Here is a 12,468-nt window from a genome sequence, read left to right as displayed (position 1 = left end):
GGCGTCGCATCAGTCAACATCAATGCTGGCTGAACCACCGCTATCGCGAGCAGGCTCGCTCCCACAGGGGGTATAGGGTCAACCTGTGGGAGCAAGGCTTGCCCGCGGTGCTTTAGAGGTTCTGCAAGGTTTCGAGCAACACCCGAACCTTGGTAATCGACTCCTGATACTCGGCCTCCCAATCCGAGTCCGCGACAATCCCGCCACCGCCCCAGCAGCACACTTGTCCATCCTTGACCAACAGGCTGCGGATGGCGATGGAACTGTCCATTTCCCCGCGTACATCCAGGTACAGCAATGAGCCGCAATACAGCCCGCGCCGGGTCGGTTCGAGTTCGTCGATGATTTGCATGGCGCGGATTTTCGGCGCGCCGGTGATCGAACCTCCGGGGAAGCTGCCGGCGATCAGGTCCAGGGCGTCTTTATCCACAGCCAGTTCGCCCGTCACGCTGCTGACCAGGTGATGCACGTTGGGGTAGCTTTCCAGGCTGAACAACTCCGGCACCCGCACCGAGCCGATGCGGCAGGTGCGGCCCAGATCGTTGCGCAGCAAGTCGACGATCATCAGGTTTTCCGCCCGGTCCTTGGGGCTGGCCAGCAGCTCGGCGGCGTGGGCCGCGTCGTCCTCGGGCGTTGTGCCACGGGGGCGGGTGCCCTTGATCGGACGGGTTTCGACCTGGCTTTCGCTGACCTTGACGAAGCGCTCTGGGGACAGGCTCAGCACCGCGCCGCCATCGGGCAGGCTCTGGAAGCCGGAAAACGGCGTCGGGCACGCCGCCCGCAGCGCCTGGTAAGCGGCCCAGGCATCACCCTGGCAAGGCGCGCGAAAGCGTTGGGCAAAGTTGACCTGGTAGCAGTCGCCGGCCTGGATATACGCCTGGATGCGTTCGAATGCCTGTCGATAGGCGTCGGCGCTGAGGTCCGGCGTCATCGGTCCTTCAAGGCTGAAGGGCGGAAAGGGCGCCGGGGTCGGCTGGCTGAACAGTGTAATCAGGCGCTGGCGTTCGCCTTCGCCGCAATGGGGGTGGAACACCAGTTGGCTGGTACCCGCCTGATGGTCGCTGACCAGCGCCCAGTCGTACACGCCGAAACGTGCGTCGGGCAGTTGCAAGTCGTCCTGGGCGTGGGACGGCAGGGTTTCGAGGTGCCGGCCGAAGTCGTAGCTCAAGTAGCCGATCAGGCCGCCGGCGAAGGGCAATTGCACCGTGGCCGGCAGTACCGCGTCGCCCAGTTGCGTCAGATGAGTACGCAGGCGTTGCAGGAAATCGCCGCCGCTCTCGTTCGGCAACACCGCCAGTTGTGCCAGCGGCCAGGCGCTGAGCAGGTCGTAACGCCCACGCTCGGCGCTTGGCCGGCCACTGTCGAGCAGCACGCTGCCGGGAGCATGACGAATCGCCGCGAAGTATTCGGCGGGGTTGGCGCGGTAGGGCAACGGGTGTACTGAGCAGGTTGGCATGGGCGGGGTGGGTCGGCCGTTCAGGCGGGGGAGCGATTGTAATCCCCTGTAGGATTTGCTCCTAGGGGGATGTCGGTATTGAACAGGTCTGAAGCTTCAATGAGACCCGTGGCGAGGGAGCTTGCTCCCGCTGGGCTGCGAAGCGGCCCCCTGGGCAGTTGAGCGCATCATTCTGATACACCGAGGTGCTGGGCTTTGGGGTTGCTGCGCAACCCAGCGGGAGCAAGCTCCCTCGCCACAGGGTTCAACCTTCAGCTTCGGTTTTCATCCTCAGCTTCACCCCTCAACCGGCGGGATATGCCCAAACAACTCCTGGGCAAACGCCACGCGCTCTTGCGCGGTTTCGATAACGCCGCGGGCCTGGAGTTCTTCCAGGCGGGCTTCCACCGCGTGGGTGCGCAAGGTCAGGCCGCAATCGTTGGCGATCTGGATGTTCAGGCCCGGGCGGGCGTTCAGCTCCAGGATCAACGGCCCTTTCTCCTGGTCCAGCACCATGTCGACGCCGATGTAGCCCAGCCCGCACAGTTCATAGCAACCGGCGGCCAGTTTCATGAAGCCGTCCCAGTAGGGCAGTTGCACGCCGTCCACCGCGTTGGTGGTGTCGGGGTGTTTGGTGATGATGTTGTTCAGCCAGGTGCCGCGCAGGGTCAGGCCGGTGGCGAGGTCGACGCCGACGCCGATGGCGCCCTGGTGCAGGTTGGCCTTGCCGCCGGACTGACGGGTCGGCAAGCGCAGCATGGCCATCACCGGATAGCCCATCAGCACGATGATGCGGATGTCCGGCACGCCTTCGTAGCTGATGCTCTTGAAGATCTGGTCCGGCGTCACGCGGTACTCGATCAGCGCCCGGTCACGGTGACCGCCCAAGGAATACAGGCCAGTGAGGATGCTGGAGACATGGTGCTCGATCTCCTCATGGCTGATGATCTTGCCGGACACCGTGCGGTAGCGGCCTTCGAAGCGGTCGGCGATGACGATGATGCCGTCGCCGCCCGCGCCCTGGGCCGGCTTGATGACGAAGTCGGTGCGCCCGCCGATGATCTCGTCGAGCTTGTCGATTTCCTTCTCGGTGGAGATCACCCCGTACAGCTCCGGCACATGGATGCCGGCGGCGATGGCCCGTTCCTTGGTGATGATCTTGTCATCGACGATGGGGTACAGGCTGCGCTTGTTGTACTTGAGCACGTAGTCGGCATTACGCCGGTTGATGCCCATGATGCCCCGGGCCTCCAGGGCCTTCCAGGTCTTCCAGAAGCCGAACATCAGGAGTCTGCCTTGAGGAAGGCCTTGAACCGCACCAACTCGGTCAGGCGGTAGCCGCGATAACGACCCATGGCCAGCATGAAGCCCACCAGGATCAGCAGGATCGCCGGGAAGGTGAACACGAAGTAGACCAGTTCCGGCACGCTCATGATCAGGTGCGCCAGGGACGCGGCGAACAGGGTGCCAATGGCGACTTTCATCGCGTGGCCGGCGCCGCGCTCTTCCCAGGTGATGGACAGGCGTTCGATGGTCATGGTCAGGATCACCATCGGGAACAGCGCCACCGACAAGCCGCGCTCCAGGCCCAGCTTATGGCTGAACAGGCTGATGGCGGCGATCAGCACCACCACGAACGTCAGCACCACCGAGAGCCTCGGCAGCATTTGCAGCTTGAGGTGCTCCAGGTACGAACGCAGCGACAGGCCCAGGGTGGTGATCACCGTGAACAGGATGATGCCGAAGCCCAGTTGGGTTTCGCGGAAGGCCAGGGCGATCAGCACCGGTGTGAAGGTCCCCAGGGTTTGCAGGCCGATCAGGTTGCGCAGCACCAGGATCACCAGCACGCCAATCGGGATCATCACCATGATCATGAAGGTTTGCTGGGTCTGCAGCGGTAGGCCGTAGAGGGAATATTCGAGGAAGTTGGCGTCGGTGTTCTCGTCCGTCAGCTTGGCCAGGCGAATGGCGTTCATTTCGCTGTTGTTCATGCTGAAGGTGACGGTGGCTTTCTTGCCGCCATCGACGGTGATCAGGTTTTCATCGCCGGTCCACCACAGCAGGCGGTCGGTGGGCAGGCCCTGTTCGCCGGAGTCCGGGTTGAAATACAGCCAGTCGGTGCCGTTGAAACTGCGCAGCCACAACTCAGGCGTCTGCGGTTGGTCGGCCACCAGGCGGATGGTGTGGACCTTTTCCACCGGCACGTGGGCGATGGACAGCACCAATTCGACGATGCGCGCCTTGTTGGCCGACGAAGGGTCACCGGCCAGCAACAGCTTGACGTTGTCGTCGTTGAGGTTGTTGACCCGCTTGATCGCTTCGCTGATGAATGTCTCGACGTCGGCCGAGTGCTGGCGGATCGGTGCGAGCAGGGCTTCGGCGGCGAGTTTTTCCGGGCCTTCGACGGCGATGCTGTCGCGGAAGGTCGGGCCCTTGACCTTGGTTTTCTCGGCGCTGTAGCGCTTGGTCAGCACCAGGCGGTAATACAGGGTCTGGTTGCCCTTGGCGCGACGGGCCGACCAGGTCACCTTGCGGTTGCCGTCGACCCGGTTCACCGCCACACCGTAGTTATTGGAAATGAAACTCTCGTTGAGGCTCACGTAGTCGCGGCTCAGGGGCGGCACGAACATCTGGATCTTCACCGGATCCTTGGCGTTGGGCACGAACTCGACCTTGGCGTCGATGTTCCACAAGTCGTCGGTGGCGTCTTCGGTGACCGGGATGCCGAGCACGAAAATCTGATAGGCCGTTACCGACAGGCCCAGCACCACCAGGATGGCGATCAGCATTTTCAGATGGAGGGTAAGGGAGCGCATTGGAATTACTCTGCGGTTTGAGCGGCATTGGCGCAGGCGGGTTTGCCGGCAGCGTATTTAAGACTGGGGTCGACCAGCGCGTCGAAGCGCTTGAGCGCCTCGGAACCGATCAGCAACGGGTATTGGAAGGCGCTGCGGTCGGTCAGGTTCACTTCGATGCTGCGCAGGGCCGAGCCCATGCAGATATCCAGTTCAATGACCGGCCGGGCCGTGTATTTCTTGCCTTCTTCCGGGTCGTAGTCACCGGCGCGGCGCTTGATCTTGCTGACCCGGGCCAGCGGACGTTCGATGGGGTGCGAGTGGGCCGCGTCGATGGCCAGGTAAAAGCGCACCCAGGATTCGCCATTGCGCTTGAAGCGCTTGATGTCCCGGGCACTGAGTGAGGCGGTCTTGGCACCGGTGTCCAGCTTGGCGGCGACCTCCAGGTCGATGCCCTGCAGGGCGGCATATTCGTTGAGGCCGTACACGGTTTTTTCACCCGCCACGGCAAGCCCCGGCAGGCACATGAAATAGAAAGCAGCAGATAAGGGCTTGAGTGTCATAGATCCTGGTGCGCAGCGTTCCGTTTATCGGTTCAGGCCCTGGCATTACTGCACAAGCTCCCTAGGCAGCCTTTCTCTATAAAAGGAGAGCGGCGAATAACCGCGGCATTCTAGCACGGTGGTTTTCTGACGCCACCGCTGGCCGGACGCTACGAGTCTCTTCATGCAGCAGGGTTATCGGCAAGGCGTTTATTAGACGATTGTCGACAATGTTGATTTTTGTTTTGACGTTAAGGGCTCTATTGGTTAGTTTTTGCCATATTGATTTTCAAGGTGTCGACAATATGCTCGATCAGCTCGAAACCCCGGTGGTCGCCCAGGATGACTCGGAGACCCTGTCCGAGAACGTCTTCCGGCGTATCCAGGCCGCTATCGTCAAGGGCGAGATCGCGCCTGGCAGCAAGATCTCCGAGCCCGAGCTGGCGCGCACCTACGGCATTAGCCGCGGGCCGCTGCGCGAGGCGATCCACCGCCTGGAAGGCCAGCGCCTGCTGGTGCGGGTGCCCCACGTCGGTGCCCGGGTGGTGTCGCTGAGTCATGCCGAGCTGCTGGAACTCTATGAAATCCGTGAGTCCCTCGAAGGCATGGCCTGCCGCCTGGCGGCCGAACGCATGACCCTGGAAGAAATCGACGAACTGCGCCGGGTCCTCGAGACCCACGAGCGCGATGCGGCGTTCCAGGCCGGGGTCGGTTACTACCAGCAGGAAGGCGATTTCGACTTTCATTACCGGATCATCCAGGGCAGCGGCAACCGCACCCTGACGCAGATGCTCTGCGGCGAGCTATACCAATTGGTGCGCATGTACCGCATCCAGTTCTCCACCACGCCCAACCGTCCGCGCCAGGCCTTTGCCGAGCACCATCGGATTCTCGACGCCATCGCCGACCGTGACGGCGAATTGGCTGAATTATTGATGCGCCGGCACATCGGCGCCTCCAAACGCAACATTGCGCGTCATTTCCAGGACAGCGCCGCCACTGAACGAGGTGAGTCATGAGCAACAGCACTCCAGGCCAGCGTTTCCGCGATGCGGTCGCCAGCGAGCATCCGCTGCAAGTGGTCGGCACGATCAACGCCAACCACGCGCTGCTGGCCAAGCGCGCCGGTTTCAAGGCGATCTACCTGTCGGGTGGCGGCGTCGCGGCCGGTTCCCTCGGCGTGCCGGACCTGGGCATCACTGGCCTGGATGACGTGCTGACCGATGTGCGTCGTATCACCGACGTGTGCGACCTGCCGCTGCTGGTGGACGTGGACACCGGTTTCGGCTCCTCGGCGTTCAACGTGGCGCGCACGGTCAAGTCGATGATCAAGTTCGGCGCGGCGGCGATCCATATCGAGGACCAGGTTGGCGCCAAGCGTTGCGGCCACCGTCCGAACAAGGAAATCGTCTCCCAGCAGGAGATGGTCGACCGCATCAAGGCCGCCGTCGACGCCCGTACCGATGACAGTTTCGTGATCATGGCCCGTACCGATGCCCTGGCGGTGGAAGGCTTGGAATCGGCCCTGGACCGCGCCGCCGCGTGCATCGAGGCCGGTGCCGACATGATTTTCCCCGAAGCTATCACCGAACTTGAAATGTACAAGCTGTTCGCCAGCCGCGTGAAAGCGCCGATCCTGGCCAACATCACCGAATTCGGCGCGACCCCGCTGTACACCACCGAACAGCTGGGCGGAGCCGACGTGTCCCTGGTGCTGTACCCGTTGTCGGCCTTCCGGGCCATGAACAAGGCGGCCGAAAACGTCTACACCGCGATTCGCCGCGACGGCACGCAACAGAATGTCATCGACACCATGCAGACCCGCATGGAGCTTTACGATCGCATCGACTACCACACCTTCGAGCAGAAGCTCGATGCGTTGTTCGCGGCAAAAAAATGAACAGATCGCAGCCTCGCTTCGCTCGACAGCTCCTCGTAGGAGCTGTCGAGTGCAACGAGGCTGCGATCTTCCCCCCATTCTCTACAAATCTAAAAAATGGAGACAGCAAATGGCCGAAGCAAAAGTACTCAGTGGCGCCGGGCTCCGTGGCCAGGTGGCCGGGCAAACCGCCTTGTCCACCGTGGGCCAATCGGGCGCCGGCCTGACCTATCGCGGCTACGACGTTCGCGACCTGGCGGCCGATGCGCAATTTGAAGAAGTCGCCTACCTGCTGCTGTACGGCGAGCTGCCGACCCAGGCCCAGTTGGACGCCTACACCGGTAAACTGCGCCAGTTGCGCGATTTGCCCCAAGCCTTGAAAGAAGTGCTGGAGCGCATTCCCGCCGACGCCCACCCGATGGACGTGATGCGCACCGGTTGCTCGTTCCTGGGTAACCTGGAACCCGAGCAGGATTTCTCCCAGCAGCACGACAAGACCGATCGCCTGCTGGCCGCGTTCCCGGCGATCATGTGCTATTGGTATCGCTTCAGCCACCAAGGCCAGCGCATCGACTGCGTGACCGACGAAGTGTCCATCGGCGGGCACTTCCTGCACCTGCTGCACGGCAAGAAGCCGAGCGAGCTGCACGTCAAGGTGATGAATGTCTCGCTGATCCTCTACGCCGAGCACGAATTCAACGCTTCGACCTTCACCGCTCGGGTCTGCGCTTCCACGCTGTCGGACCTGTTCTCTTGCATCACCGCCGCCATCGGCTCGCTGCGGGGGCCGTTGCATGGCGGGGCCAACGAAGCGGCGATGGAAATGATCGAGCGCTTCAGCTCGCCCCAGGATGCTATCGAAGGCACCCTCGGCATGCTGGCGCGCAAGGACAAGATCATGGGCTTCGGCCACGCGATCTATAAGGACAACGACCCGCGCAACGAGGTGATCAAGGGCTGGTCGAAAAAACTCGCTGACGAAGTGGGCGATACGGTGCTATTCCCGGTTTCCGAAGCCATCGACAAGACCATGTGGGAGCAGAAAAAACTGTTCCCCAACGCCGATTTCTACCATGCCTCGGCGTACCACTTCATGGGCATCCCGACCAAGTTGTTTACGCCGATCTTCGTTTGCTCGCGCCTGACCGGCTGGGCCGCCCACGTGTTCGAACAACGCGCCAACAATCGCATCATCCGACCGAGCGCCGAATACACCGGCGTCGAACAGCGCAAGTTCGTGCCAATCGAACGACGCTGAGCTGGAGGGTTCTAGCCGCCGGAACTGAAGGAACCGAAAACCCCTTGTGGGAGCGGGCTTGCTCGCGAAGACGGACTGACATTCACCATTGATGTCGACTGACACTCCGCATTCGCGAGCAAGCCCGCTCCCACAGGGGAATGTGTTGACTTCAATGGTTGCGCCAACCCTTCTGAAACCACCGTGACCCGAGTCCTGACGATGAACACAGAATTTCGCAAACCGCTGCCCGGCACTTCGCTGGATTATTTCGACGTTCGCGGGGCAGTGGAGGCCATCCGCCCCGGCGCCTATGACGGCCTGCCGTATACCTCCCGCGTGCTGGCGGAAAACCTGGTGCGGCGCTGCGACCCGGCCACGCTGCGCGAGTCGCTGCTGCAACTGATCGAGCGCAAGCGCGACCTGGACTTCCCGTGGTTCCCGGCGCGCGTGGTGTGCCATGACATCCTCGGCCAGACCGCCCTGGTGGACCTCGCCGGTTTGCGTGACGCCATCGCCTTGCAGGGTGGCGACCCGGCGCAGGTCAACCCGGTGGTGCCGACGCAACTGATCGTCGACCATTCCCTGGCGGTGGAAAGCGGTGGTTCCGACCCGCAAGCCTTCGCCAAGAACCGCGCCATCGAAGACCGCCGCAACGAAGACCGCTTCCACTTCATCAACTGGACCAAGAAAGCCTTCAAGAACGTCGATGTGATTCCGCCGGGCAACGGGATCATGCACCAGATCAACCTGGAAAAAATGTCGCCGGTGATCCAGCAGCGTGACGGCGTGGCCTTCCCCGACACCTGCGTCGGCACCGACAGCCACACGCCCCACGTCGATGCCCTGGGCGTGATCGCCATCGGCGTCGGTGGCCTGGAAGCCGAAAGCGTCATGCTCGGTCGCGCCTCGTGGATGCGCCTGCCGGAAATCGTCGGCGTCGAGCTGACCGGCAAGCTGCAACCGGGCATTACCGCCACCGACATGGTGCTGGCGCTGACCGAGTTCCTGCGCAAGCAGAAAGTCGTCGGGGCGTGGCTGGAGTTCTTCGGCGAAGGCGCCAGCGCCCTGACCTTGGGCGACCGCGCGACCATCTCCAACATGGCCCCGGAATACGGCGCCACGGCGGCGATGTTCCATATCGATCAACAGACGATCGATTACCTGAAGCTCACCGGCCGCGAAGACACCCAGGTGCAGTTGGTGGAAACCTATGCCAAGCACGTGGGCCTGTGGGCCGATAGCCTCAAGGGCGCGCAATACGAGCGTGGCCTGACCTTCGACCTGTCGTCGGTGGTGCGCAACATGGCAGGTCCCAGCAACCCCCACGCCCGTGTCGCGGTGTCGGACCTGGCCGTCAAAGGCATTTCCGGCCAGTGGGACGATGTGCCCGGACAAATGCCTGACGGCGCGGTGATCATCGCCGCGATCACCAGTTGCACCAACACCAGCAATCCGCGCAACGTGATCGCCGCCGGCCTGCTGGCGCGCAACGCCAACCGCCTGGGCCTGGCCCGCAAGCCGTGGGTCAAGTCGTCCCTGGCACCGGGTTCGAAAACCGTGGCGTTGTACCTGGATGAAGCCGGCCTGACGTCCGAACTCGAGAAGCTCGGCTTCGGCGTGGTGGCGTTCGCCTGCACCACCTGTAACGGCATGTCGGGTGCGTTGGACCCGGTGATCCAGCAGGAAATCATCGATCGCGACCTGTACGCCACCGCCGTGTTGTCGGGCAACCGCAACTTTGACGGGCGTATCCACCCGTACGCCAAGCAGGCGTTCCTGGCCTCGCCGCCGCTGGTGGTCGCGTATGCCATCGCCGGGACCATTCGTTTCGACATCGAGAAGGATGTGCTGGGCGTGGTGGACGGTCGGGAAATCCGCCTCAAGGACATCTGGCCGAGCGATGAAGAAATCGACGCCGTGGTCAAGGCGTCGGTGAAACCCGAGCAGTTCCGCCAGGTGTACATCCCGATGTTCGCTATCCAGGAAGACACCGGGCCGAAAGTGACGCCGCTGTACGAATGGCGTCCACAAAGCACCTACATCCGTCGCCCACCGTATTGGGAAGGCGCGCTGGCCGGTGCGCGACCGCTCAAGGGCATGCGTCCGCTGGCGGTGCTGCCGGACAACATCACCACTGATCACCTGTCGCCGTCCAACGCCATCATGCTGGACAGCGCCGCCGGTGAATACCTGGCGAAAATGGGCTTGCCGGAAGAGGACTTCAACTCCTACGCGACCCACCGCGGCGACCACCTGACCGCGCAGCGCGCCACTTTCGCCAACCCGAAACTGTTCAACGAAATGGTCGTTGAGGACGGTAAGGTCAAGCAGGGTTCCCTGGCCCGGGTCGAGCCGGAAGGCAAAGTCATGCGCATGTGGGAGGCCATCGAGACCTACATGGAGCGCAAGCAGCCGCTGATCATCATCGCGGGTGCCGACTATGGCCAGGGTTCGTCCCGGGACTGGGCGGCCAAGGGCGTGCGCCTGGCGGGTGTCGAGGCGATCGCGGCCGAAGGGTTCGAGCGCATCCACCGCACCAACCTGGTGGGCATGGGCGTGTTGCCGCTGGAGTTCAAGCCCGGTACCGATCGCAAGACCCTGGGCATCGACGGCAGCGAAATCTATGACGTGATCGGCGAGCGCACCCCGCGGGCGACACTGACCCTGGTCATCACTCGCAAGGATGGCGAGCGCGTCGAGGTGCCGGTGACCTGCCGCCTCGATACCGCCGAAGAAGTGTCGATCTACGAAGCCGGGGGCGTGCTGCAACGTTTTGCCCAGGACTTCCTTGAGTCGGCGGTGGCCGTTTAAATCGCTTGGGTGGCCCTTTTCCGGCCACCCGTTTTTTCAGGAGTTGGAGCACCATGGCTCACTCGCCTCAAATCAAGATCCCCGCGACCTACATGCGTGGCGGCACCAGCAAAGGCGTGTTCTTCAGCCTGCAAGACCTGCCCGAAGCGGCCCGCGTCCCTGGCCCGGCCCGGGACGCCCTGCTGCTGCGGGTGATCGGCAGCCCTGACCCGTACGAGAAGCAGATCGATGGCATGGGTGGCGCGACGTCCAGCACCAGCAAGACGGTGATCCTGTCCAAGAGCACCCGGGCCGAGCACGATGTCGATTACCTGTTCGGCCAGGTGTCCATCGATAAACCGTTCGTGGACTGGAGCGGCAACTGCGGCAACCTGTCGGCGGCGGTGGGGTCGTTTGCCGTTAGCCGTGGCTTGGTGGCGCCCGACCGTATTCCGCACAACGGCGTGGCCGTGGTGCGGATCTGGCAGGCCAACATCGGCAAGACCATCATCGCCCATGTGCCGATCACCGAGGGCGCGGTGCAGGAAACCGGTGACTTCGAACTCGACGGCGTGACCTTTCCGGCGGCCGAAGTGCAGTTGGAATTCATGGACCCGGCGGCCGAGGAAGAGGGCGGTGGCGGCTCAATGTTCCCGACCGGCCATTTGGTGGATGATTTGGAAGTGCCCGGTGTCGGCACTTTGAAGGCGACGCTGATCAACGCCGGGATCCCGACGATTTTCATCAATGCTCGCGATGTGGGCTACGCCGGCACCGAGTTGCAAGGTGCTATCAATGGCGATCCCAAGGCGTTGGCGATGTTCGAAACCATCCGCGCCCACGGTGCCTTGCGCATGGGCTTGATCAAGCACCTGGACGAAGCCGCCCAGCGCCAGCACACACCGAAAGTGGCATTCGTCGCACCGCCGGCGGATTACCTTTCTTCCAGCGGCAAAGGCGTGGCGGCGGGTGACGTTGATCTATTGGTACGGGCGCTGTCCATGGGCAAGCTGCACCACGCCATGATGGGCACGGCAGCGGTGGCCATCGGCACGGCCGCGGCGATTTCCGGCACTCTGGTGAATCTCGCGGCGGGGGGCATCGAGCGCAACGCCGTGCGCTTCGGTCATCCGTCCGGCACCTTGCGCGTCGGCGCCGAGGCCAGCCAGGTCAACGGCGAATGGACCGTGAAAAAAGCCATCATGAGCCGCAGTGCGCGGGTGTTGATGGAAGGGTTCGTGCGGGTGCCGGGGGATGCTTTCTAACTCGATGCTTCAGGAATAACCAAAACCTGTGGGAGCGAGCCTGCTCGCGATGGCGGTGTATCAGTCGACGCCAATGTTGAATGTGCCGTCCCTTTCGCGAGCAAGCCCGCTCCCACAGTGGGTTTGTGGTGAACACAGAATCTTCGAACATCCACGATCAAACCTGTGGTGCGAGCCTGCTCGCGATGGCGGTGGATCAGTCGACGCCAATGTTGAATGTGCCGACCTCATCGCGAGCAGGCTCGCTCCCACAGTGGATTGGTGGTGAACACAGAATCTTCGAACATCCACGACAAACCTGTGGGAGCGAGCCTGCTCGCGAAAGCGGTGTGTCAGTCGACGCCAATGTTGAATGTGTCGACCTCATCGCGAGCAGGCTCGCTCCCACAGTGGATTTGTGGTGAACACAGAATCTTCGAACATCCACGATCAAACCTGTGGGAGCGAGCCTGCTCGCGATGGCGGTGTATCAGTCGACGCCAATGTTGAATGTGCCGTCCCTTTCGCGAGCAAGCCCGCTCC

At 62.7% G+C, this 12,468-nt stretch carries 9 protein-coding genes; 5 read left to right on the top strand and 4 right to left on the bottom strand.

Annotated elements, in window-relative coordinates; genetic code table 11:
* Positions 1–112 precede the first annotated feature (112 nt).
* The 4 genes from pabB to HU767_RS27955 form a co-directional block, all read right to left on the bottom strand.
* A complete protein-coding gene (gene pabB / locus HU767_RS27970; protein WP_186731049.1) occupies positions 113–1,456 on the bottom strand; it encodes an aminodeoxychorismate synthase component I in 1,344 nt (447 codons plus the stop codon).
* 276 nt (positions 1,457–1,732) lie between these two features.
* On the bottom strand, positions 1,733–2,719 hold the full coding sequence (locus tag HU767_RS27965) for an alpha-L-glutamate ligase-like protein (protein ID WP_186709677.1): 987 nt from the start codon (positions 2,717–2,719) through the stop codon (positions 1,733–1,735).
* The gene (locus HU767_RS27960; RefSeq protein WP_186709676.1) at positions 2,719–4,251 is read right to left on the bottom strand and encodes an inactive transglutaminase family protein; all 1,533 of its coding nucleotides are present in this window, start codon (positions 4,249–4,251) and stop codon (positions 2,719–2,721) included. Before HU767_RS27960 ends, HU767_RS27965 begins: the two co-directional genes overlap by 1 nt.
* A 5-nt stretch (positions 4,252–4,256) precedes the next feature.
* On the bottom strand, positions 4,257–4,793 hold the full coding sequence (locus tag HU767_RS27955; RefSeq protein WP_053186065.1) for an ATP-dependent zinc protease: 537 nt from the start codon (positions 4,791–4,793) through the stop codon (positions 4,257–4,259).
* A gap of 284 nt (positions 4,794–5,077) precedes the next feature.
* Between HU767_RS27955 and HU767_RS27950 the strand changes: the two genes are divergently transcribed.
* The 5 genes from HU767_RS27950 (at position 5,078) to prpF (ending at position 11,946) form a co-directional block, all read left to right on the top strand.
* Positions 5,078–5,791: a GntR family transcriptional regulator gene (locus tag HU767_RS27950; RefSeq protein WP_186731048.1), complete on the top strand. Its 714-nt coding sequence runs from the start codon at positions 5,078–5,080 to the stop codon at positions 5,789–5,791.
* A complete protein-coding gene (gene prpB, locus HU767_RS27945) occupies positions 5,788–6,672 on the top strand; it encodes a methylisocitrate lyase (protein WP_186709668.1) in 885 nt (294 codons plus the stop codon). The genes HU767_RS27950 and prpB overlap by 4 nt, the downstream gene beginning before the upstream one ends.
* Before the next feature lie 109 nt (positions 6,673–6,781).
* Positions 6,782–7,909: a 2-methylcitrate synthase gene (gene prpC / locus HU767_RS27940; protein WP_186709666.1), complete on the top strand. Its 1,128-nt coding sequence runs from the start codon at positions 6,782–6,784 to the stop codon at positions 7,907–7,909.
* A gap of 201 nt (positions 7,910–8,110) precedes the next feature.
* Positions 8,111–10,702 (top strand): Fe/S-dependent 2-methylisocitrate dehydratase AcnD, encoded by a 2,592-nt coding sequence (acnD, locus tag HU767_RS27935; protein ID WP_186709664.1) that lies wholly within the window; start codon positions 8,111–8,113, stop codon positions 10,700–10,702.
* A 53-nt stretch (positions 10,703–10,755) separates the two neighbouring features.
* The gene (gene prpF / locus HU767_RS27930; RefSeq protein WP_186731047.1) at positions 10,756–11,946 is read left to right on the top strand and encodes a 2-methylaconitate cis-trans isomerase PrpF; all 1,191 of its coding nucleotides are present in this window, start codon (positions 10,756–10,758) and stop codon (positions 11,944–11,946) included.
* Positions 11,947–12,468: the final 522 nt, after the last annotated feature.

It is taken from the genome of Pseudomonas sp. SWRI179, assembly GCF_014268705.1.
Classification (GTDB): Bacteria; Pseudomonadota; Gammaproteobacteria; order Pseudomonadales; family Pseudomonadaceae; genus Aquipseudomonas; species Aquipseudomonas zanjanensis.
The sequence above is the reverse complement of the archived record's forward strand: the minus strand, read 5'-3'. Positions and strand labels throughout refer to the sequence as shown.

Coding starts and splice junctions, on each gene's coding strand:
- HU767_RS27950 (WP_186731048.1), top strand. CDS start 5,078: ATGCTCGATCAGCTCGAAACCCCGGTGGTCGCCCAGGATGACTCGGAG.
- HU767_RS27960 (WP_186709676.1), bottom strand. CDS start 4,251: ATGCGCTCCCTTACCCTCCATCTGAAAATGCTGATCGCCATCCTGGTG.
- HU767_RS27955 (WP_053186065.1), bottom strand. CDS start 4,793: ATGACACTCAAGCCCTTATCTGCTGCTTTCTATTTCATGTGCCTGCCG.
- prpF (WP_186731047.1), top strand. CDS start 10,756: ATGGCTCACTCGCCTCAAATCAAGATCCCCGCGACCTACATGCGTGGC.
- pabB (WP_186731049.1), bottom strand. CDS start 1,456: ATGCCAACCTGCTCAGTACACCCGTTGCCCTACCGCGCCAACCCCGCC.
- acnD (WP_186709664.1), top strand. CDS start 8,111: ATGAACACAGAATTTCGCAAACCGCTGCCCGGCACTTCGCTGGATTAT.
- prpB (WP_186709668.1), top strand. CDS start 5,788: ATGAGCAACAGCACTCCAGGCCAGCGTTTCCGCGATGCGGTCGCCAGC.
- prpC (WP_186709666.1), top strand. CDS start 6,782: ATGGCCGAAGCAAAAGTACTCAGTGGCGCCGGGCTCCGTGGCCAGGTG.
- HU767_RS27965 (WP_186709677.1), bottom strand. CDS start 2,719: ATGTTCGGCTTCTGGAAGACCTGGAAGGCCCTGGAGGCCCGGGGCATC.